The organism is Enterobacter sp. ZOR0014, assembly GCF_000798855.1.
GTDB classification, from domain to species: Bacteria; Pseudomonadota; Gammaproteobacteria; order Enterobacterales; family Enterobacteriaceae; genus Enterobacter; species Enterobacter kobei.
The window spans coordinates 1-24,107 of record NZ_JTLF01000089.1; the positions used below are offsets into that span (position 1 = coordinate 1).

Sequence of the window (24,107 nt, forward strand, 5' to 3'; positions counted from 1 at the left end):
CCCGGTAAGCGTTAGCGCCACCCGGCAGATACCCGCACCCAAGCCGGAGCCCAGCCTCCGGCTTTTTTGTCTTTGATTGACATATGTCAAGCAAGATGGGTATGGCGCAATCCGAAAAAAGCGGTATAATCCCGCGATTTTTTTGCGGATGCCACCTCAGAGGAGAAAGAGAATGAAGATTGTGGAAGTGAAACACCCACTCGTTAAACACAAGTTGGGCCTGATGCGTGAGCATGACATCAGCACGAAGCGTTTTCGCGAACTGGCTTCTGAAGTGGGCAGCCTGCTGACCTACGAAGCAACCTCTGATCTGGAAACGGAAAAAGTCACCATCGAAGGCTGGAACGGCCCGGTGCAGGTTGAGCAGATCAAAGGGAAGAAAATTACCGTCGTGCCTATCCTGCGTGCCGGTCTGGGTATGATGGAAGGCGTGCTGGAGCACGTACCAAGCGCGCGCATCAGCGTGGTCGGTATCTACCGTAATGAAGAGACGCTGGAGCCGGTTCCTTACTTCCAGAAGCTGGTGTCCAACATCGACGAACGTATGGCGCTGGTGGTTGACCCTATGCTGGCGACCGGCGGTTCAATGATCGCCACCATCGACCTGCTGAAAAAAGCGGGCTGCAGCAGCATTAAGGTGCTGGTACTCGTTGCGGCACCGGAAGGGATCGCGGCGCTGGAAAAAGCGCACCCGGACGTTGAGCTGTACACCGCCTCTATCGACCAGGGTCTTAACGAGCACGGATACATCATCCCGGGGCTCGGCGATGCCGGCGATAAGATCTTTGGTACGAAATAATCGAATAACGATAAAAAAGCCGACTTTGATAGTCGGCTTTTTTTTGAATAAAACACCAACAACAAAACTCAGAGGAAAACACTATGACGCGCCGTGCTATCGGGGTGAGTGAAAGACCGCCGCTTTTACAGACTATCCCGCTTAGTTTGCAGCACCTGTTCGCCATGTTTGGCGCAACCGTGCTGGTGCCAATCCTGTTTCACATTAACCCGGCTACCGTGCTGCTGTTCAACGGCATCGGTACGCTGCTGTACCTCTTTATCTGTAAAGGCAAAATCCCGGCGTATCTCGGGTCGAGCTTCGCCTTTATCTCTCCGGTGCTATTGCTGCTGCCGCTGGGTTATGAAGTGGCGCTGGGCGGCTTTATCATGTGTGGCGTACTGTTCTGCCTGGTCTCCTTCATTGTGAAGAAAGCCGGTACCGGCTGGCTGGACGTGATGTTCCCCCCTGCGGCGATGGGCGCAATCGTTGCCGTCATCGGTCTCGAACTGGCGGGCGTGGCGGCGAATATGGCCGGTCTGCTGCCTGCGGACGGGCAATCGCCGGATTCTAAAACCATCATTATCTCGATGGTGACGCTGGGCGTGACGGTGTTTGGCTCCGTGCTGTTCCGCGGCTTTATGGCGATTATCCCGATCCTGATCGGCGTGCTGGCGGGCTATGCGCTCTCCTTCGTGATGGGCGTGGTGGATACCACACCGATTGCCGAGGCGCACTGGTTCGCGCTGCCAACCTTCTACACCCCGCGCTTCGAGTGGTTTGCTATCTTCACCATTCTGCCCGCCGCACTGGTCGTGATTGCGGAGCACGTCGGCCACCTGGTGGTAACGGCGAACATCGTAAAGCGTGATTTAATCCGCGACCCGGGTCTGCACCGCTCCATGTTTGCGAACGGTTTCTCCACCATCATCTCCGGTTTCTTCGGATCCACGCCAAACACCACGTACGGTGAGAACATCGGCGTGATGGCAATCACCCGCGTCTACAGCACCTGGGTTATTGGCGGCGCGGCGATTATTGCCATTCTGCTCTCCTGCGTGGGTAAGCTGGCGGCAGCGATTCAGATCATCCCGGTGCCGGTCATGGGCGGCGTCTCGCTGCTGCTGTACGGGGTAATCGGTGCCTCCGGGATTCGCGTGCTGATTGAATCGAAAGTGGATTACAGCAAAGCGCAGAACCTGATCCTCACCTCGGTCATTCTGATTATCGGCGTGAGCGGTGCGAAGGTGCACATCGGTGCGGCCGAGCTGAAAGGCATGGCGCTGGCGACCATCGTCGGCGTGGGCCTGAGCCTGATTTTCAAGCTGATCTCGGTGATCCGCCCGGAAGAGGTGGTCCTGGACGCTGACGAAAGCGAAAAAGCGCCACATTGATCCTTTAACCGGGTGGACGATCCGCCCGGTTCTCTCCTTGCAGGTTCCGTGTTAAACTCCGTTCCGATTTTACGTAAGATCTGGTTGAGGTACTTCTGAACGGACCGGCACAGCTCTCTCTGCCACTCTATCTCCCTGACGATGAAACTTTTGCGAGTTTCTGGCCGGGTGATAACCCCTCTTTACTGGCTGCACTGCAAAACGTGCTGCGCCAGGAGCACAGCGGATACATCTATATCTGGTCACGCGAAGGCGCGGGGCGCAGCCACCTGTTGCATGCCGCCTGCGCGGAGCTTTCGGCGCGCGGTGATGCGGTAGGCTATGTGCCGCTGGATAAACGTACCTGGTTCGTGCCTGACGTGCTGGAGGGAATGGAACATCTCTCCCTGGTCTGCATCGATAATATCGAATGCGTGGCGGGGGATGAGCCGTGGGAAATGGCGATCTTTAACCTCTATAACCGCATTCTGGAGTCGGGCAAAACCCGACTGCTGATCACCGGCGATCGTCCACCGCGCCAGCTCAATCTTGGGTTGCCGGATCTGGCGTCACGTCTGGACTGGGGGCAAATCTACAAGCTCCAGCCGCTGTCGGATGAAGATAAGCTTCAGGCATTACAGCTGCGCGCAAAGCAGCGTGGCTTTGAGCTGCCGGAAGACGTGGGCCGTTTCCTGCTCAAGCGCCTGGACAGGGAAATGCGCACCCTGTTCGATACGCTCGATCAGCTCGACCGCGCTTCCATTACCGCCCAGCGCAAGCTGACCATTCCGTTTGTGAAAGATATCCTTAAGCTTTGAGTTTTTTGCCGGGTGGCGGCTGCGCCTTACCCGGCCTACAAGGGTGAGAAGGACTTTGTAGGCCCGGTAAGCGTAGCGCCACCGGGCTAAAGATCCTCCAACAGATGCTCTACCAGAAGTGGAATCGGCCGTCCTGATGCCACGCTCCGTCCACCTTCACGCCACAGCGCCGTGCCGCTGATATCCAGATGCGCCCACGGAATGGTTGGCGGGCAGAAGTGATGCAGCAACCACGCCGCCGAGGCGCTTATCGCCGCATTGTTGGTTGGCGTGTTGCACAGATCGGCGATGGCGCTGTCGGTCTGCTTTTTCAACCGCGCATCCAGCGGCAGGGACCACACTTCGTCGCCACTCTGTTTCCCTGCCTGCGTCAGCGCACTGCGCAGCGGTTCATCCTGCGTCATTAGCCCGCTTAGCTCATACCCCAGCGCCTTCACGACTGCACCGGTTAAGGTCGCCATATCAATAATATAGCGCGCCTGCGGATGCCGCTGGCTGGCCCAGGCGATGGCATCCGCCAGCACCAGTCGACCTTCAGCATCGGTATTGTTGATTTCAACCGTGGTGCCGTTGCAGGCTGTGGCCACCGTGCCGGGCTGCATGGCGTCCGGGCCGATGGCATTTTCTGCCAGCGCCAGCACGCCCATGATGCGTACGGGTAATCCCAGCTCTGCCACGGTGAGCATCAGCCCCAGCACGTTAGCCGCCCCGCACATGTCATATTTCATGGTGTACATGCCCGCACCTTCTTTCAGCCACAGACCGCCGGTATCAAAGGTGATGCCTTTTCCCACATAACAGCGCACCGGGCCGTCGTGAGTGCCATCATAATGCATCGCCAGCAGACGTGGCGGGCAGGTGGCTCCTTTGCCGACGGCGTGCAGTAGACCCAGGCCGTGCTCAACAATCTCTTTTTCGTTGAGCACTTCGCAGCGCAGGGCGGGGAAGAGGGCGCAGAGCTTTAGTGCCTCTTCTACCACAAACTGCGGCGTACACCGGTCAGAGGGGATATCCGCCAGACGTCGTGCCGCGACCATGCCGTGCGCGATAGACTGCTGCTGGCGGAAAACACCCTCCAGCTTCGCCTGTTGTTCCGGCAGGCAGAGGGCGGTGATATGCGCAATACGGACGTCATCGTCGGTTTTCTTTAGCTGCAAATCGCTCAGCCGGTGCGCCTGATTAAAGAGAAAACGCAGCACTTGCGCCAGCACGACGTCGTCGATATTTGTCACGTCCAGCATCACATCGGGACTCACGGGTGAGGCCAGCAGCGGGCGCAGCGCCGTGAGCAATCCTTCTGTCAGGCTATCGTGCCAGAGCGCATCGGGGAGCAGCGTGATCCGGGCAAAAGGGGCGCAGCCAAAGCGGGCGTCAGCGATGCCGCTGGACTCGCGCATTTCCGCGATAAGCGCAGTTTGCGGCAAATGCGCACAGGCGGTGCGGGCGATGAAATGGCTTTGCGGCTTTGCGTCGGAAAGTGCGGTAATGAGTTGATATGTAATCATCATGACTCCTCAATCGGGGCGCGGATCCGCGCGGCATAGGCCTGCATCCATTCATCGTCTACCGCGTGATAATGCGTTTTTTCCCGCAGACGCTCTGTGCGATAAACGGTGAGAGGCTGTCGAGCCGTCGCCACCACAAACGAAAAGGTTTTGATATTCGTCGCGGCGCCGAACTCGCCCTTGTTATTCATGCACACCACGGAGAGATCGCCCGCGCGACCGAAGCGCGACATCAGCTTATCTTCCAGCTCGAACACCACTGAATCTGCGGCCTGCTGCGGCGACATACCTTGCGCCATCCGGCGAACGATTTCGTAGCTGGTGCAGCCTTTCATCAGATCTTCACCGACGCCCGTGGCGGTAGCGGCACCGGTCTCGCTGTCGCAGTAAAAGCCGGAGCCGATAATAGGGGAATCCCCAATGCGGCCGCGTTTTTTCATAAACAGGCCGCTGGTGGAGGTGGCGACGCTCATGGAACCCTGCTTATCAAGACCGATAATGCCGACGGTATCGTGTCCGTCGTACGGGCTTAAGCCTTTATCCAGCGTCTCGCGGCAGCGCTTGCGGTAGTGCTGGATGGCGCGCTCCGTGAGCATGGTTTTGTCGGCAAAGCCCTGGCTCAGTGCCCATTCACGTGCGCCCTGGCCGACCAGCAGGCTGTTGTAGCGCTGGCGGCTCAGCGCGTGCGCCACGCGCACCGGATTGGCGATATCCACCAGATTTCCTACGGCACCGAACGCCAGCGTGTCGCCGTCCATGTACGCCGCATCCAGCTCGACTTCGCCGTTTTCGGTAGGCAGCCCGCCATAGCCGACGGATTTATACAGCGGGAAGTCTTCCACGGCAGCGACGGCATCCACCACCGCTGCTGAGACCGGTTTTCCCGCCGCCAGGGCAGATGCAGATTCCGTTACGCCTTCAAGCGCCATTCGCCAGGTTGCGATAATTCCCCACATGCTTTACTCCTGTTTTGCAAGGGTGGTGTCAGTTTGCGTGACCGTGCTCAGCTCCGCAGCACGGTACTGTTTGTCCACGATACGCATGAAAGGCAGGTACAACATGGCGCCAATCAGCAGGTTGATAAGCTGCATCACGCTGCCGCTCAGGTGCCCGGTAACGATAAAACCGCTGATGACCGGTGGCAGCGTCCAGGGGATAAACACCCCGGTGGTGACGGCGACCGCGCCAATTTTCATCGCCGCATACTGCACGGTAACCAGCACCAGCGGCACCAGGTTGAACGGAATAAGCATGATCGGGTTCATGATCACCGGCAGGCCAAACAGGATCGGCTCGTTAATGTTAAACACCGACGCCCCCGCGCCGAGGCGCGCCACTTCGCGCATGTTTTTACTGCGGGCGAAAATCAGCATCGCAATCACCAGCGACAGCGTGGCACCCGCCCCCCCCATCCAGATCATGTCAAAAAACTGTTCAGTAATAATGTGCGGCGGCGTCGTGCCCGCCTGAATGGCGGCGATGTTATCGGTCTGGTTTTCCATCCACAGCGGACGAATGATGCCGTTGATCATCGAGCCGGAGTTAATCCCCACTGACCAGAGAATGGTGATGCTGAATACGGTCATCAGCGCGCCAAAGTAAGAGGTGCCGTAGTGGCGTACCGGCGTGGCGACCACCTCGTAAATGAACTGATGGATGGTGTTGTAGTGGGTATTTTCGAAGATGATGCGGATACCCAGCACCAGTATCATGACCAGCAGGGCCGGGATCAGCGCCGCGAAGGACTCCTGCACCGCAGGCGGCACGCCGTCCGGCATTTTAATGACCAGATTTTTGCGCTTCAGCCAGCAGAACAGTTCCGTCCATAGCAGCGAACCGATCATCGCCACAAACAGCCCCTTGCTGCCAATCCACTCTACCGGTATGACGGTAATGCCGCCGTTTTCCGCCACTTTGATAAACGGCGTCAGGATTAAAAATGCGACCAATGCCAGGATGCCGCAGGAGATACGGTCCTCGCCATAGTGTTCGGCCAGGCGGAAGGCGACCAGGAAGCTGATAAACAGCGACATGGTGGAGAAGACCGCATTGAACGGAATTTCGATAATCGCGCTCCAGCTCTCACCAAAGGCCTGAGACATAAACTGCTGATAGGTTTGATTCGGGAACGACGAGATGACGAGCAGAATGGAGCCGACGATGATAAATGGCATGAATGAAACGTAGGCACCACGAATGGCCCCGAGATGGCGCTGCTGGGCCGTTTTCGCCGCCAGCGGCATCAGTTTTGCTTCAAGAAATCCCAGAACATTGTTCATTGTGAACTCCGTACAAGATTGAGGGGTGTTGTTTATGTTATGTCTGTGGATTATCAGTGAAGCGCGGTGAGCGAAAGGTGAAATCGGTCACAAAGCAATCGCTTGTATAATATAAATCTCATAAGATTGGTTTCAGGAGGATTGGAATGGAAATCAAACTGCACGCCAATGCCACCACCACGCCGCGCATCCGCCGCTACCTTCAGCAGTCTGATAAAAGCGACCGGGAACTGGCCGTTGAGCTGGGGATCTCGGTCACCACCGTCAGGCGCTGGCGCAACCGCGATCGGGTTTCGGATAACCACACTACGCCAAAAGTGATACACAAAGCACTGAGACAAGAGCAGGTTGCACTGGTTAATGCTCTGCGCGACATATCAGGTGCGCCATTAGATGAATTGCTGCAGATAGTTAACGACATCCTGGGCATCCCCGTCTCACGGGCAACGCTGAGTCGCTATCTCAAACCGGCACCCGCGAAACAAAAAGGGGCTTCGTTGCAGGGAAAAAAAGCGCTGAAAGCTGGCATCAGGCCGCATACGCTGCTGCTGTATCATCAGCCTTTGTCGCTGCATATGGATGATGGGGGCGAACAACACCTGCTCTGGGCGCGCGAACCGGTGAGCGGCTGGTGTTATGCCCGGCTCTATGCGGGTCTTTCACCGCAGTTGCTCATGACCTGGACGCGCGCGCTGCTGGAAGCCTGCCCTGCTGATATACAATTTCTTGAGACTTTCGGTTTTGAACCGACGCTGCCTGCACAAGACGTTGTTGTTAACGCTCATCCACACAAGCACAATGCGCTGCAGGTGGCGCTACCGCTCCGGGATATTATTCCGCGAGTGAATGATGAACCGGCTGGAGAGGTTGTTATCACGCTATGCGAGTTTTATAACCGGGGTAAAACGCAGAAAAAGCTGGGAGAAAGTACGCCGCAGGCGTTTCTGGAAGCGCTGCGGCGTAAGGACTAGAGGATGTCGAGGACATCTTCCGGCGGACGGCCGATGCGTGCTTTACCGTTTGCCACCACAATCGGTCGCTCAATCAGCTTTGGATTGTCAATCATCGCCTGAAGGAGCTGGTCTTCGCTGAGGTACGTGTCGTCCAGATTCAGTGACTTATACAGATCCTCTTTCTGGCGCATCAGTTCGCGCGCGCTGCCCATTCCCAGCATGTGCAGCAGCTGACGAAGCGTCTGCGCGTCCGGCGGTGTGTCGAGATACAACACCACGTCAGGGTCGATACCGTTAGACTTCAGCAGGCTGAGCGTGTCGCGGCTCTTGGAGCAGCGAGGGTTATGATAAATTTTTACCGCGTCTGTCATGACTTCTCCTTGGTTACATCTTCTCGTACGGCTTAAAGCGTTGTTGCAGACTACGCAGTTGGTCGATACGCGCGTCGTAGCGGGCCTGTTGCAGGCTGCCGAGTTTGACCTGCGAGCTGGCACTGCTCAACAAGGAAATCGCCTGATCGAGGCGACCCGCCAGTGCCAGGCCTTCAGCACGCGCGGCCAGCTCCTGATCGCGGTTACCCAGTTGCCCCTGGGCCTGGGCGAGCAATTCCCAGCCGTTCTGGTCATCTTTATTGTTAAAGGTATAGCGGTTCAGGATGGTCACAGCCTCCGCTGGCTGACCGCCCTGTAGGTAAGCGTTAGCAAGGTTAAGCTGTAGCACCGGGTTGGTGCGTATGTCTTTCGCCCCTTTCAGGCGGTTAATCGCATCGGTGGTTTTCTTCTGCCCCAGATCGATATCCGTCGAGAGATCGAGATACCATGGGTTATTCGGATCTGCGGCCAGCAGGGGCTGCAGCGCTTTACGCGCGTCGTCGTATTTGCTGGCTTCCATCGCCTGTAATGCCTGGCCATACTGCGCGGCGTTTTTTTCACGCACATTGCCTTTCGCCAGGGTGTCCAGCAGATCGCTGGTAAGCTGGTTACGCCCGGAGTTGTACATGCCGAGCGTTCGCACTTTCGCCATGTAGAAGTCCTGAGACGACTGCACGACGACCGGGCGCATCTGGTTGGCACGGTTACGTGCATCCGACAAACGGCTTTCCGGTAACGGGTGGGTGAGTAAAATTTCCGGGGGACGGGAAGAGTAACGTGCCTGATCGAGCAGTTTTTCCAGGAAGCTCGGCATGGCCTGCGGGTCAAAGCCCGAACGCTGTAAAACCTGAATGCCGATACGGTCCGCTTCCTGTTCGTTTTGCTGGGTGAAGCTGATCATCCCCTGACGCGTTCCGGCCAGCGTACCGGTCAGTGCCGCCATCCCCGCCTGTGGGCTGGCCATTGCGAGCAGAATAGAACCCAGCGCGCCCACCCAGGTGAGCGGGGCATTGCGCTTCTGGTCTTCCATTGCACGCGCCAGGTGGCGCTGGGTGACGTGTGAAATTTCGTGCGCCATCACTGAAGCCAGCTGGCTTTCGTTGTCAGAGTAGCGAAATAATGCCGAATGCAGCACCACGTTCCCGCCAAAGAAGGCGAAGGCGTTAATTTCGTCGTTATTGATTAAATAGAAATGGAAGGGCGTTTTGACCGAGTCGGCGTGCGCCACCAGACGCATCCCCAGCCCGTTAATATACTGTACCAGCAAAGGATCGTTAATCAGCGGGGCGCTGCCGCGCAGCTGGCGAACATAGTAATCGCCCATTTGCATCTCTTGCCCGATAGAGAGCGTGCTTCCTGCTGTGGTGCCCATGTCCGGCAATGAGTCGGACGAGTCAGCGAAAGCGGGCAACACCTGACCGACCGTCACTGCGGCAATCAGTGTTGCAACCAGTGTTTTTCTCAACTGCCTGAACATAACCACTGTCCTGTATGTTGGATGTGCTAATTTGACCGATGAACCGCCATATCGTTCATCTCTGCTGCCCTGCGAGTGTAGCTGTGTTACAGCATGAAGAAAATCCCATTCATCAGGCTTTTGCGGATTGTGACAGGGATACAAAAAGCGAAAGTCTTTTTTGTGACAGTTAGATACAATTCACCGTCTCACTCCCGCCATTCGATTCAGGGAAGGGTTGTATGCTCGAAATGTTAATGCAGTGGTACCGGCGTCGGTTCAGTGACCCGGAAGCCATTGCTTTGTTGGTTATTCTGGTTGCCGGATTCGGTATTCTGTTCTTCTTCAGCGGCCTTCTCGCGCCTCTGCTGGTGGCGATTGTGCTGGCGTATCTGCTGGAGTGGCCAACGGCGCGCCTGGAACATATCGGTTGTTCTCGTCGCTGGGCGGCAAGCATCGTCCTGGTGCTGTTTGTCGGCATTCTGCTGTTGATGGCCTTCGTGGTGATGCCCGTGGCCTGGCAGCAGGGGATCTACCTGATCCGCGATATGCCCGGCATGTTGAATAAGCTCTCTGATTTCGCCGCCACCCTGCCGCGCCGTTATCCCGCGTTGATGGACGCCGGTATCATCGACGCGATGGCGGAAAACATGCGTGCCCGCATCATGACGATGGGCGACTCGGTGGTGAAATATTCGCTGGCCTCACTGGTGGGGCTGCTCACTCTGGCCGTTTACCTCGTGCTCGTGCCGCTGATGGTTTTCTTCCTGGTCAAAGATAAAGACCAGATGCTTAACGCCGTGCGGCGTATTTTGCCGCGCAACCGCGGGCTGGCGGGGCAGGTCTGGGAAGAGATGAACCAGCAGATCACTAACTACATTCGCGGCAAGGTGCTGGAGATGATGGTGGTGGGGGTAGCAACCTGGATTGGTTTCGTGATCTTCGGCCTCAACTACTCGCTGCTGCTGGCCGTGCTGGTGGGATTCTCGGTCCTGATTCCGTACATCGGCGCGTTTGTGGTTACCATTCCGGTGGTGGGCGTCGCGCTGTTCCAGTTTGGTCTGGGAACGGAGTTCTGGAGCTGCTTCGCGGTGTACCTGATTATTCAGGGGCTTGACGGGAACCTGCTGGTACCGGTGCTGTTCTCCGAAGCGGTAAACCTGCATCCGCTGGTGATTATCTTATCCGTGGTAATTTTCGGCGGGCTGTGGGGGTTCTGGGGCGTGTTCTTTGCGATTCCGCTGGCCACGCTGATTAAAGCGGTGGTGCACGCATGGCCGGATGTACCGGCGGTGGAAGAGAAGTAGATTTTGTGCGGGCTGATGCCCTCACCCCAACCCTCTCCCACGGGAGAGGGAGCAAACATTAAAAAAGGCAACTGACGTTGCCTTTTTGCTATTGATCAGGCGTTTGCTTTCAGCCAGTTCAACACTACGTCGTGGTGATTACTGGTTTTGAAGTCGTCAAACACATGTTCAACTTTACCGTCAGCGTCAATCAGGAAGCTGATGCGGTGAATGCCGTCATAGGTTTTACCCATAAACGTTTTCTCACCCCAGACGCCAAACTGCTCGCAAACCTGGTGGTCTTCGTCGGAAAGGAGCGTAAAGTTAAGCAGCTCTTTTTCCGCAAATCGTGACAGCTTTTCTGGTTTATCGGTGCTGATACCCAGCACTTCCACACCGACTTTTTTCAAGTCGTCCATGTTATCGCGTAAGCCGCAGGCCTGTACGGTGCAGCCGGGGGTCATGGCTTTCGGGTAGAAATAGACCAGAACACGCTGTCCCTGGAAGTCGGTCAAATTTACTTGCTCACCGTCTTGATCCGGTAAGCTAAATTTCGGTGCGATGTCACCGGCTTTCAGTGGATTCATTACTCAACTCCATCCTGTTCGTGCTGCGAATAATTGACGACGCTTATACTGCCCTGCGCGTTTAATTCTGTACAGAGGGCTTTGAACGCTTGCTCGATATTTGACGCATCCTGTGAGGCAGGGCTGTGTGCAGTGATTTGAATAAAGAGCGTGGGAACGGTGCTCTCGTCGCCCGGTTGCGTGCGGGAAACGAGCTCGGCAATGTTCATCTGATGGCTGTCGAACAGCGCGGTAAAACGCTCGATCAGATGCGGGGAATCAGTGACTTCAACCTGCACCCAGACGGTAGCGGGCATGGCCGGGCGCGGGCGCGCGGTAGTGCGTTTCATCACGATCAGCAAATCCAGCTCCGCGCCTTTCAACGGCAGGGTGGATTCAATAAGGGTAATGGCATTCCATGTTCCGGACAGCAGCATGATAAACGTGAACTCTTCGCCGAGCATTGCCAGACGGCTGTCTTCGATATTACAGCCGCAGCTGCTCACGTGACGGGTGATGGTGTTCACGATACCCGGCCTGTCGGCACCCAGCGCAGTGATAACCAGGTAATGTTGTGATGAGGTTGTCAAACCTGTTCTTCCTTTGCATGGTTAAGTCTTCCTAAGGAAAGCATAAAAAAAACATGCATACAACCGCCTGAGGGCCTCAGGTCGCTTGCTTTTATTACAGTTCCAAACGTACCATTGAGGCTCTTGTTCGCACAGAGGATGGCTCATGTTCACGGGAAGTATTGTCGCGCTTGTAACACCGATGGATGAAAAAGGTAACGTCTGCCGGTCTAGCATGAAGAAGCTGATTGATTACCATGTCGCCAATGGAACCTCGGCGATCGTTTCGGTAGGGACTACCGGTGAATCTGCAACGCTGAGCCACGAAGAGCATGGCGATGTGGTTATGCTGACCCTGGAGCTGGCTGACGGACGTATTCCGGTCATCGCGGGGACAGGCGCTAATGCAACCGCAGAAGCGATCAGCCTGACCAAACGTTTTAATGACAGCGGCATCGTAGGCTGTCTGACGGTGACCCCTTATTACAACCGTCCTACCCAGGAAGGTTTGTTCCAGCACTTCAAAGCCATCGCTGAACATACTGACTTGCCACAAATTCTGTATAATGTGCCGTCCCGTACTGGCTGCGATATGCTGCCGGAAACCGTTGGTCGTCTCTCGGAAGTAAAAAATATTATCGGTATTAAAGAGGCGACAGGGAACTTAAGCCGCGTTCATCAGATCAAAGAGCTGGTTTCAGACGACTTTATCCTGTTGAGTGGTGATGATGCGACCGCGCTGGACTTTATGCAGCTCGGTGGTCATGGCGTGATCTCCGTAACGTCAAACGTTGCGGCGCGCGATATGGCTGAAATGTGCAAACTGGCCGCAGCCGGTCACTTTGATGAGGCACGCGTCATTAACCAGCGCCTGATGCCGCTGCACAATAAATTATTTGTCGAACCCAATCCGATCCCCGTGAAATGGGCGTGTAAGGAGTTGGGACTTGTAGCATCCGATACGCTGCGTTTGCCAATGACACCGATTACCGACCACGGTCGCGACATCGTCAGGGCAGCGCTGAAGCATGCCGGTTTGCTGTAAAGTTTAGGGAGATTTGATGGCTTATTCAGTACAGAAGTCGCGCCTGGCGAAGGTTGCGAGTGTTTCGCTTGTTATGCTGCTCGCTGCCTGTAGTTCAGACTCGCGCTACAAGCGCCAGGTGAGCGGTGATGAATCCTATCTGGATGCGACCCCGCTTGCTGAACTTCATGCACCGGCTGGTATGATCCTGCCGATTCAGAACGGCGATTATAATATCCCCGTCACCAATGGCAGTGGTCTGGTGGGTAAAGCGCTTGATATTCGTCCACCAGCTCAGCCTCTGGCGCTGGTCAGCGGAGCGCGTACCCAGTTCACCGGTGATACGGCGTCTCTGCTGGTTGAAAGCGCGCGCGGAAGCAATCTGTGGCCACAGGTGGTGAGCGTTATTCAGGCGAAGAACTACACCATTGATAAACGCGATGACGCCAGCCAGACCTTAACCACCGACTGGATCGAGTGGAACCGCCTGGATGAAGATCAGCAGTACCGTGGACGTTATCAAGTCTCCGTTAAACCACAGGGTTATCAGCAGGCGGTTAACGTTAAGCTGTTAAACCTGGAGCAGGCGGGCAAACCGGTTGCGGATGCCGCCTCCCTGCAGCGTTACAGCACTGAAATGCTGAACGTGATTGCAGCGGGTCTGGATAAGACTGCGACTGATGCCGCAAATGCGGCGCAGAGCCGTAACGGCGTCACCTTCGACGTTCAGAGCGGTGCGGACGATACCGGTCTGCCAATGCTGGTGGTGCGTGCACCGTTTAACCAGACCTGGCAGCGTCTGCCAGCGACGCTGGAAAAAGTGGGCATGAAAGTGACCGACAGCACCCGTTCAACCGGTAGCATGACGGCAACCTATAAGCCACTGTCCGACAGTGCATGGCTGGAACTGGGCGCCAAAGATCCTCAGCTTGCCTCCGGTGATTACAAGATTCAGGTAGGCGACCTTGATAACCGCAGTAGTCTGCAGTTTATCGATCCAAAAGGTCACACGCTGACCCAGTCGCAGAACGATGCGCTGGTCGCTGTCTTCCAGGCAGCATTCAGCAAATAAATACGAGGGCGGGTTAATCCCGCCCTTTTTATTTTCGTGCTACGCAAACGTGTGCGTGGCATAATATGCCCAGTTTTGAACACAAATCATCACACCAGGAGTAATGAAGATGCAGAAGCAAGCTGAGTTGTATCGTGGCAAAGCGAAGACCGTATACAGCACGGAAAACCCGGATCTGTTGGTGCTCGAGTTCCGCAATGATACGTCAGCAGGGGATGGCGCGCGCATTGAGCAGTTCGATCGTAAAGGCATGGTGAACAACAAGTTCAACCACTTCATTATGACCAAACTGGCCGAAGCGGGTATCCCGACTCAGATGGAAGCGTTGCTGTCCGATACGGAATGTCTGGTGAAAAAACTGGATATGGTTCCGGTTGAGTGCGTTATTCGTAACCGTGCAGCGGGCTCCCTGGTGAAGCGTCTGGGTATTGAAGAAGGTATCGAACTGAATCCACCGCTGTTCGACCTGTTCCTGAAAAACGATGCCATGCACGATCCGATGGTCAATGATTCCTACTGCGAAACCTTCGGCTGGGTCAATAAAGAGAACCTGGCGCGCATGAAAGAGCTGACCTACAAAGCCAACGACGTGCTGAAAAAGCTGTTTGACGATGCGGGCCTGATCCTCGTCGACTTCAAGCTGGAGTTCGGTCTGTTCAAAGGCGAAGTGGTGCTGGGTGATGAGTTCTCCCCGGACGGTAGCCGCCTGTGGGACAAAGAAACCCTGGATAAAATGGACAAAGACCGTTTCCGTCAGAGCCTGGGTGGCCTGATTGAAGCCTATGAAGCGGTTGCTCACCGTTTAGGCGTTAAGCTCGACTAACTCCCTCACTTGCCAAAGGATGTTTTCATCCTTTGGCGTCTTACCTTTGTTTCCTATGGTAATCTTGCCGTTAACCGCCTACGATCATAGCTATTATTAATGGAATAGTTCGAGGTGGTTATGCGCTGGCAAGGGCGTCGTGAAAGTGACAATGTAGAAGACAGGCGCAGTGATGGCGGCGGCGGTCCTTCAATGGGGGGACCCGGCTTTCGGCTACCCAGCGGCAAGGGCGGTATCATCCTGCTGATTGTGGTGCTGGTCGCTGGCTATTACGGGGTCGACCTCACCGGTTTGATGACCGGTCAGCCGCTGCAACAGCAACCACAGTCTCCGCGCTCCATCAGCCCGAACGAAGATGAAGCGGCCAAATTTACCTCCGTTATTCTCGCGACCACTGAAGATACATGGGGTCAGCAGTTCGAGAAGATGGGGCGCACCTATCAGCAGCCGAAACTGGTGATGTACCGGGGCGCAACCCGTACCGGATGTGGTACCGGTCAATCTGTGATGGGGCCGTTCTACTGCCCGGCAGATGGCACCGTCTATATCGATCTCTCTTTTTACGATGACATGAAACGCAAGCTTGGCGCTGACGGTGATTTTGCCCAGGGCTACGTGATCGCGCATGAAGTCGGGCACCATGTGCAGAAGCTGCTGGGCATTGAGCCAAAAGTGCGTCAGCTACAGCAAAATGCGTCTCAGGCTGAAGTGAATCGTCTTTCCGTCAAGATGGAACTGCAGGCGGACTGCTTCGCAGGCGTCTGGGGGCACAGCATGCAGCAGCAGGGCGTACTGGAATCCGGCGATCTTGAAGAGGCATTAAACGCGGCGCAGGCCATCGGCGATGACCGTCTTCAGCAGCAAAGCCAGGGACGCGTCGTACCGGACAGCTTCACTCACGGTACGTCGCAACAGCGTTACAGCTGGTTTAAACGCGGTTTTGACAGCGGTGATCCTGCCCAGTGTAATACCTTCGGCAAAGCCATGTGATGGTGTCGTTTGCACATCTGATACGCGAGCTTGAGCGAACCGGGCACCGCCGTCTGGTGGTGCTCACGGGCGATGAGCCGTGGACGCTGAGGCAGGCCACCGCCCTGCGTGATGCTTTACCGGGAGACTGGCTGTGGCTGAATGAAAACCCGTCTAAAGCCATCGGCGGACTGTTGGGACGCGAATACCTGCATGCTGTGTTTGACGCGCATGCCGGGTTTGACGTCTCCGCCTTCGCCGCACTCAGCGGAACGTTGCGCGCCGGGAGCCTCCTCGTACTGCGAGTACCACCGTTCTCTGGCTGGGCCGACAGGCCAGACAGCGATTCTGTGCGCTGGAGTGACAGCGCAGAGCCGATCGCTACCCCGCACTTTGTTCACCATTTTTGCCGGACGCTTGCCGCCGATACGGATGCGATCGTCTGGCAACAGCATCATCCCCTGACGCTTCCCGCTGCGCCAGATTTACCCGTCTGGCAGCCCGCCAGCGGTGAGCCGCAGCGTGAGCAGGCGGCGATCCTCGACGCGCTTTTGGTCATGCCTGCGGGCATCGCTGCCGTGACGGCACCTCGCGGACGCGGAAAGTCAGCGCTGGCGGGGATGCTGCTGGGCAGCATCCAGGGGAGTGCGGTGGTGACGGCCCCGGCGAAAGGCGCAGCGGATGTCATCGCGCGTTTCGCGGGCGAGCGTTTTCACTTTATGGCACCCGATGCGCTGCTGGACTCCACGCTGCAGGCCGACTGGCTGATTGTCGATGAAGCGGCAGCCATCCCAGGCCCGCTGCTGGAGAAGCTGGTGACACGCTTTCCCCGCGTATTACTGACCACTACGGTTCAGGGTTACGAAGGGACGGGCAGGGGATTTCTGCTGAAGTTCTGCGCCCGGTTCAGTGGGCTGCAGCGTTATACCTTATCCACCCCCATTCGCTGGGCGGCCGGATGTCCGCTTGAACGGATCGTGGCGAATACGCTGCTGTTTGACGATGCGCTTATCGACCACAAACCGGAAGGTGAGGTGTCTGTAAGGTCTCTGGAGCCACAAGAGTGGGAGAGCGACCCGGCACGAGTGGCAAGCGTTTATGAACTGCTCTGTGCTGCCCACTACCGGACCTCACCGCTCGATTTACGCCGGATGATGGACGCCCCCGGCCAGCACTTTGCGGTTGCGGACGCGGGGGCTGATATTGCGGGCGCGCTCTGGCTGGTGGACGAGGGCGGATTGTCCCCCGAACTCAGCCGGGCGGTGTGGGCGGGCTCTCGTCGTCCACGAGGGAACCTTGTGGCGCAGTCGCTGGCGGCGCACGGCGGAACGCCTCTTGCGGCGACGCTGAAAGGCCGACGGATTAGCCGCATTGCGGTTCATCCCCGTCGTCAGCGGGAAGGCATTGGTCAGCGGCTGATCCTGAACGCCAGCGGTGAAGATTATCTCTCCGTGAGTTTTGGTTATACCGACGAGCTGTGGCGTTTCTGGCAGCGGTGCGGGTTTGTGCTGGTGCGAATGGGCAGCCATCGGGAAGCCAGCAGCGGGTGTTACACGGCGATGGCGCTGCTGCCGCAGAGCGAAGCCGGGCATCAACTGTGTATGCAGGCACATCGGCGTTTATGCCGCGATATGCGCGTCCTGTCGGCCTGGAATGGCGAAAAGATCCCGGTGACTGATGCCTGGGAAGCTACCCTTAATAGTGACGACTGGCTGGAGCTGGCGGGGTTTGCTTTTGCGCACCGGGCGTTTTCAACCTCGGTAGCCGCGCTGACGCGGTTGCTGTTAGCCACAGATATGTCGCTTCCGGCGCTGCGCGGGAAAATCGAGGGGAGAAGCGAAGCGGTCGGGCGAAAAGCGTTACTGGCAAAGCTTCGCGAAGAAACCGCGCAAGCGCTTGAGAGCCTTGATTATTCGCGCTGTCAGCAGTTGAAAGCAGACATTTTGCAATGGCAATTTTTTCAATGACTTCTTCAGTAAAGTGGCATGGTCATTACCCCGCAGAGGCGTAAAATCCTGCTCATCAATTAAGGAGACCGCCATGAAACACGACCATTTTGTTGTTCAAAGCCCTGACAAACCGGCTAAACAGTTACTGCTTCTGTTTCATGGTGTTGGCGATAATGCCGTCAATATGGGGCAGATTGGTAGCTGGTTTGCGCCTGTTTTCCCTGAAGCATTGATTGTCAGCATCGGCGGCGTAGAACCGTGTGGTCCGAACGGACGACAGTGGTTTCCGGTTCAGGGCGTGACGGAGGAGAACCGTCAGGCGCGCATTGATGCCATCATGCCCACGTTTATCGACATCGTACGCTACTGGCAGCAGCAGAGCGGCGTGGGTGCTGACGCGACCGCGCTGATTGGCTTCTCGCAGGGATCTATCATGTCCCTGGAAAGTGTGAAAGCGCAGCCGGGTCTGGTTTCACGGGTGATTGCGTTTAACGGCCGCTTTGCGACGCTGCCGACGAGTGCGACCACGCAGACCACGATCCATCTGATCCACGGTGGTGAAGACCGGGTCATTGAGCTTTCACATGCGGTTGCCGCTCAGGAAGCATTGATTCGTGAAGGTGGGGATGTGACGCTGGATATCGTTGACGATCTGGGCCATGCGATTGACGACCGCAGCATGCAATTCGCGCTCGATCATCTGCGTTATACCGTACCGAAGCACTACTTTGATGAAGCGCTCAGCGGCGGCAAGCCGAATGACGATAATATTGTTGAGTTTATGTAGGCTCTTTCCCCCTCCCCCCCCAGTTCCTCTCCCCACAGGGGCGAGGGTTAGGGGGAGGGGTGAGATTAACAATTACTTCTTCTGGTCTTTCTTCGGCCAGTCGTCGTCATCGTCCCACTTGTCGTTAAAATCGCGGTGTGGCGGGAGATCCGGCTTGTTCGCAAGAAACTTTTTGTGGTCAACGCGCTTAAGGTCTTTAATCACGTTGAGCAGTACGCCGACCAGAAACACCAGCACCAGAATCCACCAGTACTTTGAAAGCCAATCCATTCGCTATTCCTCTCAGAGCATTCGTCAGGCGACGAGTTGCTCCATAATACGTTGATACATACGAGCCAGCAGTTGCAAATCTGCCGCATTAACACACTCATTTATTTTATGAATGGTTGCGTTTACTGGCCCCAGTTCGACAACCTGAGCTCCCATACGGGCGATAAAGCGTCCGTCTGAGGTGCCACCCGTCGTCAGCAGTTGTGGCTTAATTTCATTATAGTGCTCGATGGCGTTCACCACCGCATCAACCAGTTTGCCGCGCTGCGTCAGGAACGGCTGGCCGGAAAGCCACCAGTCCACGGTGTAGCGCAGGTGATATTTTTCCAGCAGCGCGACAACGCGCGCTTTGATCATCTCATCGGTCAGTTCGGTGCTGAAGCGGAAGTTGAACTGGACGAAGAAGTCCCCCGGGATCACGTTGTTGCTGCCGGTCCCGGCCTTGACGTTAGCAATCTGCATGCTGGTCGGGGGGAAGAACTCGTTACCTTTATCCCACTCAATCGCCACCAGTTCGCTCAGCATTGGCGCAGCGCGATGAACGGGGTTATCGGCCAGATGTGGATAAGCAACATGTCCCTGAACGCCGTGAATGGTCAGGTTACAGGTCAGTGAGCCACGGCGACCGTTTTTCACGACATCGCCCACCACTTCGGTACTGGACGGCTCGCCGACCAGACAGTAGTCGAGACGCTCGTTGCGCGCCATCAGCGCTTCAACCACCTTCACGGTACCGTTATGGGCACTGGCTTCTTCGTCGGAGGTGACCAAAAACGCGAGACGGTTTTTGTGGTTCGGATGCTGAGCCACAAAGCGTTCAGCCGCGACCACCATCGCCGCCAGCGAGCCTTTCATGTCTGCCGCGCCGCGGCCAAAGAGCATGCCATCGCGGATGGTCGGTTCAAACGGCGGGTTAATCCAGCGATCTGCGTCACCTGCGGGAACGACGTCAGTATGCCCGGCAAACGCCAGCGTTTCACCCTGGCCGCGCCACGCCCAGAAGTTCTGAGTATCGCCAAAATCCATGCGTTCAACGGTAAAACCGATGGCACGCAGGCGCTCAATCATTAATGCCTGACAACCTGCGTCGTCCGGGCTAAGGGAAGGACGGCGAATAAGCTGTTGAGTCAGCTCAATGACCGGGCATGACATACACTACACCTCAACGAAAAAGTCAGAATAAAGGGTTTCACTGAAACCCAGCAGCATAGGCTGACCTGGCTTGCAGAGCAATGGGCGTTTGATAATTGCCGGCATTTCACGCATCAGTTTTGCCGCGCTGTCGGCATCAACGATGCTGGCGCGCAGGGATTCGTCCAGTTTACGCCAGGTGGTACCGCGGGTGTTAAGCAGTGCCTCCCAGCCCAGTTCATTGATGGCGTTATGCAGAAAATCTGCATCAAGCCCATCGGCACGGTAATCGTGGAATCGGTACTCGATGTGGTTCGCTTCCAGCCAGCGGCGGGCTTTTTTGATGGTGTCGCAATTTTTAATGCCGTACATCACAACCATGGTGAATCCTTTTGTCCTTATGACCATTAAATGTTCAATAAATTCGAAGATATATCCTTAAGCAGAATATAACACATTCAGGAATACTCTGGATTTACACGTCTGCTTAATTCAACGCACATCTGTACGCTGAATATTCTTTCATCATTTAAGCATAGATGTCCATCGGGTATAAATTGCTAACAAACTCAGCGGGTAAAATAAAGCTCACCCGTTCGTAGGGTTATTTCAAAATATTGCTGGCCGTCACACAAAATTTAAGATTCTCCATTCATATTTATCATAAATCCCCAACGGTGGCGGGGTACAATCACAGCAATTGGTTAAATAGTCTTCACAATGATGATACGTTTTCGTAGAATGCGCATAATAATAAGAGAGGTTGTTATGATTGAACGTGAACTGGGGAACTGGAAAGATTTTATCGAAGGCATGCTTCGTAAATGACATTCAGTAAGAATTGCAAGAGCACTTAAATAAGTAAAATAACCATAGTGTGAATTAATCACACAATAAAAAGGCGGCTGATAAAGCCGCCTTTTTTATGGCTGAATGTTATTCCTGCCGCTCTCTGAGCGGGAAGCGACGACGCACCAGCACAAAGAACAGCGGCACGAAATAAATGGCCAGGATGGTGGCCGAAATCATGCCCCCCATTACCCCGGTACCGACCGCGTGCTGGCTGCTGGAACCTGCACCCGTGCTGGTTGCCATTGGCAATACGCCAAAAATAAAGGCCAGCGAGGTCATCAGGATCGGGCGCAGTCGCTGACGGCAGGCATGTAGCGTGGCGGCCATCAGCTCGTGGCCTTTGGCATTCATCTCGTTGGCAAACTCAACGATCAGAATGGCGTTTTTCGCCGACAAGCCGATCACCGTCAGCAGCCCGACCTGGAAGTAAACATCGTTTTCCAGGCCGCGTATCCAGGTTGCCAGCAGCGCACCGATAACCCCAAGCGGTACCACCAGCATGACCGAGAACGGAACCGACCAGCTCTCATACAGCGCGGCAAGGCAGAGGAACACCACCAGCAGAGAAAGGGCATAAAGCGCGGGGGCCTGCGCGCCGGAGAGACGTTCCTGGTAAGACATGGCCGTCCATTCCAGACCAAAACCGGCGGGCAGCTGTTGCACCAGTTTTTCCATGGTGTCCATGGCCGTGCCGGTACTTACGCCCGGCGCGGCTTCCCCGACGATTTCCACCGCAGAATAACCGTTATAGCGCTCCAGACGCGGCGAACCGCTCTCCCAGCGCGAGGTGGCAAACGCCGAGAAGGGAACCATCCCGCCGCTGTTATTGCGTACAAACCAGCGGTTAATATCATCCGGCAGCATGCGGTACGGCGCGGCGGACTGAACATACACTTTTTTCACGCGACCGCGATCCATAAAGTCGTTCACATAGCTCGAGCCCCACGCCGTTTGCAGGGTGTCGTTGATATCGTCGATGGAGACGCCCAGCGCCTGCGCCTTACGCTGGTCGATATCCACCTGAAGCTGCGGGCTGTCGTCCAGGCCGTTGTGGCGCACGCGGGTCAGGCCAGAATCATTACCTGCCAGCGCTAACAATTTGTCGCGTGCCGCCATCAGCGCATCGTGACCCGCGCCGGCGTGATCCTGCAGCTCCATATCAAACCCGGCAGAACTCCCCAGGCCGCTGATCGCTGGCGGACTGCTCGCAAAGACGCGCGCCTCTTTAATACGGGAAAAGGCTTTAGTGGCACGTTCAATGATGGCAAATGAGGTTCCCGTTTGGGTGTCCCGTTCATTCCAGTCTTTCAGACGGACAAACATACGGGCGACGTTCTGTCCGTTCCCGCCCGGGCCGGAGCCAACGGTCGAAAAGACCGACACAACGTTATCTTTCTCGTGGGTGAAGAAGTACTGCTCTACGTTCTGGACCACTTTCAGCGTCTGCTGCTGCGTTGAGCCGCTCGGGAGCTGCACCGAGGTGATGAACATCCCCCGGTCTTCCATCGGCAGGAACGAGGTGGGCAAATGCAGAAACAGCCACACCATGCCGCCCAGCAGTACAACGTAAATCATCATCCAGCGCAGGCTGCGGTGCAGCACTTTACCGACCGCAGATTCATACCGGGCGGCATTGCGGTTGAACATCCGGTTAAACCAGCCGAAGAACCCTTTCTGACCGTGATGTTCCCCTTTGTGCAGCGGCTTGAGGAGGGTGGCGCAAAGCGCAGGGGTGAGGATCAGGGCCACCAGAACGGAGAGCACCATTGCTGAGACGATGGTTATCGAGAACTGGCGGTAAATCGCGCCGGTCGTGCCGCCGAAGAAGGCCATCGGGATAAAGACCGCCGACAACACCATCGCAATGCCGACTAACGCCCCCTGAATTTGTCCCATGGATTTTCGCGTGGCCTGGCGCGGGGAAAGACCTTCTTCGCTCATGATGCGCTCGACGTTTTCGACCACCACAATGGCATCATCCACCAGCAGGCCAATTGCCAGCACCATGGCAAACATCGTCAGGGTGTTAATGCTGTACCCGAACGCGTAAAGCACCGAAAAGGTACCCAGCAGCACCACGGGGACGGCAATAGTGGGGATCAGCGTGGCGCGGAAGTTTTGCAGGAACAGATACATGACCAGGAATACCAGGGCAATCGCTTCCAGCAGGGTCTTTACCACATCCTCAATCGAGGCTTTTACGAAGGAAGTGGTTTCATAGGCGACTTTATACTCCAGCCCGTGCGGGAAATACTGCGACAGCTCATCCAGACGGTCCAGCACCAGTTTCGCCGTCGCCATTTCATTTGCGCCGGAGGCCAGCTTAATCCCAAGGCCAGAGGCCGGGTTGCCGTTAAATCGGCTCAGGTAGTCGTATTTCTCAGCACCCATTTCCACCGTCGCCACATCGCTCAGACGCACTTCTGAGCCATCCTGATTCACGCGCAGGGTGATGTTGCGGAACTGGTCCGGTGTCTGAAGCAGGGATTGCGAATTAATGGTGGCGTTCAGGGCTTGTTTATCAACGGAAGGCGTTCCTCCCAGTTGCCCCACGGCAATTTGTGCGTTCTGGGCTTTGATGGCATCCGTCACGTCGGTGGCCGTCATCTGATAGCTGTTCAGCTTGTTGGGATCGAGCCAGATACGCATGGAGTATTGTGAGCCGTAGGCGTCGATATCCCCCACGCCGTTAATACGGCTGAGCGGGTCCTGAATATTACTGGCGACGTAGTCCGCAATGTCCTGTTTATCCATTGAGCCATCGGTGGAGACAAACGCGATGGTCAAAATGTTGGTATCACCGGTTTTACGTACGGTAACGCCCTGGTTCTGCACCGCCTGGGGCAGCTTACGCATGGCCGACTGAAGCTGGTTTTGTACCTGCTGCACCGCTTCGTCCGGGTCGGTGCCCGCCTTAAAGCTCAGGGTAACCGTCGCTTGTCCCGTGGCGCTGCTTTGCGAGGACATGTACATCAGGTTATCCAGACCCGTCATGTTCTGCTCGATAACCTGCGTCACGGTGTTTTCCAGCGTTTGTGCGGAAGCGCCGGGGTAGTTTGCGGTGACACGCACATTAGGCGGTGCCAGATCGGGATATTGCTCAACAGGAAGAGAAGTAATCGCCAGGACACCTGTCAGACACAACAGGATGGCAAGCACCCAGGCAAAAATGGGGCGATCGATGAAAAAATTCGCCATGTAAAAGTGACCTCGTTTTGCTGCACGTCATTATTGTTTATTGCCCGCCTAACTTTAGCGGTAAGGCCCAGGTCAAAC

The 24,107-nt window shown here is 56.0% G+C and carries 23 protein-coding genes; 12 read left to right on the forward strand and 11 right to left on the reverse strand.

Going from position 1 to position 24,107, the window contains the following annotated elements:
• The first annotated feature begins 172 nt into the window (after positions 1 to 172).
• The 3 genes from upp to L977_RS04005 all read left to right on the forward strand — a co-directional run bounded on the left by upp (position 173) and on the right by L977_RS04005 (position 2,969).
• On the forward strand, positions 173 to 799 hold the full coding sequence (upp, locus tag L977_RS03995; protein ID WP_008501641.1) for a uracil phosphoribosyltransferase: 627 nt from the start codon (positions 173 to 175) through the stop codon (positions 797 to 799).
• Positions 800 to 882: 83 nt separating this feature from the next.
• Positions 883 to 2,172: a uracil permease gene (gene uraA, locus L977_RS04000; RefSeq protein ID WP_014884776.1), complete on the forward strand. Its 1,290-nt coding sequence runs from the start codon at positions 883 to 885 to the stop codon at positions 2,170 to 2,172.
• Positions 2,173 to 2,267: 95 nt separating this feature from the next.
• Entirely contained in the window at positions 2,268 to 2,969 is a 702-nt protein-coding gene (locus L977_RS04005; protein ID WP_213014348.1) for a DnaA inactivator Hda, read from the forward strand.
• A gap of 86 nt (positions 2,970 to 3,055) precedes the next feature.
• Here the strand turns inward: L977_RS04005 and L977_RS04010 are convergent, their stop codons facing one another.
• The 3 genes from L977_RS04010 to celB are packed head-to-tail and all read right to left on the reverse strand — an operon-like array spanning position 3,056 to position 6,753.
• Positions 3,056 to 4,474 carry a leucyl aminopeptidase family protein gene (locus L977_RS04010; protein ID WP_047624893.1) on the reverse strand — a complete coding sequence of 473 codons (1,419 nt, stop codon included), beginning with the start codon at positions 4,472 to 4,474 and terminating at the stop codon, positions 3,056 to 3,058.
• Positions 4,474 to 5,430, reverse strand: coding sequence for a N(4)-(beta-N-acetylglucosaminyl)-L-asparaginase (locus L977_RS04015; RefSeq protein ID WP_032635886.1), 957 nt, complete (start codon positions 5,428 to 5,430; stop codon positions 4,474 to 4,476). The genes L977_RS04010 and L977_RS04015 overlap by 1 nt, the downstream gene beginning before the upstream one ends.
• A gap of 3 nt (positions 5,431 to 5,433) precedes the next feature.
• Entirely contained in the window at positions 5,434 to 6,753 is a 1,320-nt protein-coding gene (gene celB / locus L977_RS04020) for a PTS cellobiose transporter subunit IIC (RefSeq protein WP_023337590.1), read from the reverse strand.
• Between the two features lie 146 nt (positions 6,754 to 6,899).
• On the opposite strand from celB, the gene L977_RS04025 reads away from it, so the two are divergent.
• Positions 6,900 to 7,724, forward strand: coding sequence for a homeodomain-like domain protein (locus L977_RS04025; RefSeq protein ID WP_047624896.1), 825 nt, complete (start codon positions 6,900 to 6,902; stop codon positions 7,722 to 7,724).
• Here the strand turns inward: L977_RS04025 and arsC are convergent.
• Both arsC and bepA read right to left on the reverse strand, forming a co-directional pair.
• Positions 7,721 to 8,077 carry an arsenate reductase (glutaredoxin) gene (arsC, locus tag L977_RS04030; RefSeq protein ID WP_014884771.1) on the reverse strand — a complete coding sequence of 119 codons (357 nt, stop codon included), beginning with the start codon at positions 8,075 to 8,077 and terminating at the stop codon, positions 7,721 to 7,723. The two genes, L977_RS04025 and arsC, sit on opposite strands and share 4 nt — an antisense overlap.
• Positions 8,078 to 8,090: 13 nt before the next feature.
• Positions 8,091 to 9,554, reverse strand: coding sequence for a beta-barrel assembly-enhancing protease (gene bepA, locus L977_RS04035; RefSeq protein ID WP_014884770.1), 1,464 nt, complete (start codon positions 9,552 to 9,554; stop codon positions 8,091 to 8,093).
• Positions 9,555 to 9,775: 221 nt separating this feature from the next.
• Between bepA and L977_RS04040 the strand changes: the two genes are divergently transcribed.
• The gene (locus L977_RS04040; protein ID WP_014884769.1) at positions 9,776 to 10,840 is read left to right on the forward strand and encodes an AI-2E family transporter; all 1,065 of its coding nucleotides are present in this window, start codon (positions 9,776 to 9,778) and stop codon (positions 10,838 to 10,840) included.
• A gap of 95 nt (positions 10,841 to 10,935) precedes the next feature.
• Here the strand turns inward: L977_RS04040 and bcp are convergent, their stop codons facing one another.
• Both bcp and L977_RS04050 read right to left on the reverse strand, forming a co-directional pair.
• Positions 10,936 to 11,406 (reverse strand): thioredoxin-dependent thiol peroxidase, encoded by a 471-nt coding sequence (gene bcp, locus L977_RS04045; RefSeq protein ID WP_014884768.1) that lies wholly within the window; start codon positions 11,404 to 11,406, stop codon positions 10,936 to 10,938.
• Positions 11,406 to 11,975: a glycine cleavage system transcriptional repressor gene (locus L977_RS04050; protein ID WP_014884767.1), complete on the reverse strand. Its 570-nt coding sequence runs from the start codon at positions 11,973 to 11,975 to the stop codon at positions 11,406 to 11,408. Before L977_RS04050 ends, bcp begins: the two co-directional genes overlap by 1 nt.
• Before the next feature lie 145 nt (positions 11,976 to 12,120).
• On the opposite strand from L977_RS04050, the gene dapA reads away from it, so the two are divergent.
• The 6 genes from dapA to ypfH all read left to right on the forward strand — a co-directional run bounded on the left by dapA (position 12,121) and on the right by ypfH (position 18,578).
• On the forward strand, positions 12,121 to 12,999 hold the full coding sequence (gene dapA / locus L977_RS04055; protein WP_014884766.1) for a 4-hydroxy-tetrahydrodipicolinate synthase: 879 nt from the start codon (positions 12,121 to 12,123) through the stop codon (positions 12,997 to 12,999).
• Between the two features lie 16 nt (positions 13,000 to 13,015).
• Positions 13,016 to 14,050: an outer membrane protein assembly factor BamC gene (bamC, locus tag L977_RS04060; RefSeq protein WP_014884765.1), complete on the forward strand. Its 1,035-nt coding sequence runs from the start codon at positions 13,016 to 13,018 to the stop codon at positions 14,048 to 14,050.
• A 109-nt stretch (positions 14,051 to 14,159) separates the two neighbouring features.
• Complete coding sequence (gene purC, locus L977_RS04065; RefSeq protein ID WP_008501631.1) at positions 14,160 to 14,873, forward strand: phosphoribosylaminoimidazolesuccinocarboxamide synthase; 714 nt, start codon at positions 14,160 to 14,162, stop codon at positions 14,871 to 14,873.
• A 120-nt stretch (positions 14,874 to 14,993) separates the two neighbouring features.
• The gene (gene ypfJ / locus L977_RS04070) at positions 14,994 to 15,863 is read left to right on the forward strand and encodes a KPN_02809 family neutral zinc metallopeptidase (protein ID WP_014884764.1); all 870 of its coding nucleotides are present in this window, start codon (positions 14,994 to 14,996) and stop codon (positions 15,861 to 15,863) included.
• Positions 15,863 to 17,809, forward strand: a complete 1,947-nt coding sequence (locus L977_RS04075) for a tRNA(Met) cytidine acetyltransferase TmcA (RefSeq protein ID WP_047624902.1) — start codon at positions 15,863 to 15,865, stop codon at positions 17,807 to 17,809. The genes ypfJ and L977_RS04075 overlap by 1 nt, the downstream gene beginning before the upstream one ends.
• A gap of 73 nt (positions 17,810 to 17,882) precedes the next feature.
• On the forward strand, positions 17,883 to 18,578 hold the full coding sequence (gene ypfH / locus L977_RS04080) for an esterase (RefSeq protein ID WP_014884762.1): 696 nt from the start codon (positions 17,883 to 17,885) through the stop codon (positions 18,576 to 18,578).
• A 72-nt stretch (positions 18,579 to 18,650) separates the two neighbouring features.
• On the opposite strand, the gene L977_RS04085 is transcribed toward ypfH, so the two are convergent.
• Genes L977_RS04085 through L977_RS04095 form a run of 3 tightly spaced genes read right to left on the reverse strand, consistent with a single transcriptional unit; the run spans position 18,651 to position 20,360 of the window.
• Complete coding sequence (locus L977_RS04085) at positions 18,651 to 18,848, reverse strand: YpfN family protein (RefSeq protein ID WP_014171111.1); 198 nt, start codon at positions 18,846 to 18,848, stop codon at positions 18,651 to 18,653.
• Positions 18,849 to 18,872: 24 nt separating this feature from the next.
• Positions 18,873 to 20,000, reverse strand: coding sequence for a succinyl-diaminopimelate desuccinylase (gene dapE / locus L977_RS04090; RefSeq protein ID WP_014884761.1), 1,128 nt, complete (start codon positions 19,998 to 20,000; stop codon positions 18,873 to 18,875).
• A 3-nt stretch (positions 20,001 to 20,003) separates the two neighbouring features.
• Positions 20,004 to 20,360: an ArsC family reductase gene (locus L977_RS04095; protein WP_014884760.1), complete on the reverse strand. Its 357-nt coding sequence runs from the start codon at positions 20,358 to 20,360 to the stop codon at positions 20,004 to 20,006.
• A gap of 387 nt (positions 20,361 to 20,747) precedes the next feature.
• Here L977_RS04095 and ypfM point away from each other — a divergent pair, with 387 nt between their 5' ends.
• Positions 20,748 to 20,807 (forward strand): protein YpfM, encoded by a 60-nt coding sequence (gene ypfM, locus L977_RS24400; protein ID WP_015572204.1) that lies wholly within the window; start codon positions 20,748 to 20,750, stop codon positions 20,805 to 20,807.
• A 108-nt stretch (positions 20,808 to 20,915) separates the two neighbouring features.
• Here ypfM and acrD read toward each other — a convergent pair whose 3' ends face one another.
• A complete protein-coding gene (gene acrD / locus L977_RS04100) occupies positions 20,916 to 24,029 on the reverse strand; it encodes a multidrug efflux RND transporter permease AcrD (RefSeq protein ID WP_047624904.1) in 3,114 nt (1,037 codons plus the stop codon).
• Positions 24,030 to 24,107 lie beyond the last annotated feature (78 nt).

Bases quoted from the DNA above. Each gene is read 5' to 3' on its own strand.
- upp (WP_008501641.1), top strand. From the start codon at position 173: ATGAAGATTGTGGAAGTGAAACACCCACTCGTTAAACACAAGTTGGGC.
- uraA (WP_014884776.1), top strand. From the start codon at position 883: ATGACGCGCCGTGCTATCGGGGTGAGTGAAAGACCGCCGCTTTTACAG.
- L977_RS04010 (WP_047624893.1), bottom strand. From the start codon at position 4,474: ATGATTACATATCAACTCATTACCGCACTTTCCGACGCAAAGCCGCAA.
- L977_RS04015 (WP_032635886.1), bottom strand. From the start codon at position 5,430: ATGTGGGGAATTATCGCAACCTGGCGAATGGCGCTTGAAGGCGTAACG.
- celB (WP_023337590.1), bottom strand. From the start codon at position 6,753: ATGAACAATGTTCTGGGATTTCTTGAAGCAAAACTGATGCCGCTGGCG.
- L977_RS04025 (WP_047624896.1), top strand. From the start codon at position 6,900: ATGGAAATCAAACTGCACGCCAATGCCACCACCACGCCGCGCATCCGC.
- arsC (WP_014884771.1), bottom strand. From the start codon at position 8,077: ATGACAGACGCGGTAAAAATTTATCATAACCCTCGCTGCTCCAAGAGC.
- bepA (WP_014884770.1), bottom strand. From the start codon at position 9,554: ATGTTCAGGCAGTTGAGAAAAACACTGGTTGCAACACTGATTGCCGCA.
- L977_RS04040 (WP_014884769.1), top strand. From the start codon at position 9,776: ATGCTCGAAATGTTAATGCAGTGGTACCGGCGTCGGTTCAGTGACCCG.
- bcp (WP_014884768.1), bottom strand. From the start codon at position 11,406: ATGAATCCACTGAAAGCCGGTGACATCGCACCGAAATTTAGCTTACCG.
- dapA (WP_014884766.1), top strand. From the start codon at position 12,121: ATGTTCACGGGAAGTATTGTCGCGCTTGTAACACCGATGGATGAAAAA.
- bamC (WP_014884765.1), top strand. From the start codon at position 13,016: ATGGCTTATTCAGTACAGAAGTCGCGCCTGGCGAAGGTTGCGAGTGTT.
- purC (WP_008501631.1), top strand. From the start codon at position 14,160: ATGCAGAAGCAAGCTGAGTTGTATCGTGGCAAAGCGAAGACCGTATAC.
- ypfJ (WP_014884764.1), top strand. From the start codon at position 14,994: ATGCGCTGGCAAGGGCGTCGTGAAAGTGACAATGTAGAAGACAGGCGC.
- L977_RS04075 (WP_047624902.1), top strand. From the start codon at position 15,863: ATGGTGTCGTTTGCACATCTGATACGCGAGCTTGAGCGAACCGGGCAC.
- ypfH (WP_014884762.1), top strand. From the start codon at position 17,883: ATGAAACACGACCATTTTGTTGTTCAAAGCCCTGACAAACCGGCTAAA.
- L977_RS04085 (WP_014171111.1), bottom strand. From the start codon at position 18,848: ATGGATTGGCTTTCAAAGTACTGGTGGATTCTGGTGCTGGTGTTTCTG.
- dapE (WP_014884761.1), bottom strand. From the start codon at position 20,000: ATGTCATGCCCGGTCATTGAGCTGACTCAACAGCTTATTCGCCGTCCT.
- L977_RS04095 (WP_014884760.1), bottom strand. From the start codon at position 20,360: ATGGTTGTGATGTACGGCATTAAAAATTGCGACACCATCAAAAAAGCC.
- acrD (WP_047624904.1), bottom strand. From the start codon at position 24,029: ATGGCGAATTTTTTCATCGATCGCCCCATTTTTGCCTGGGTGCTTGCC.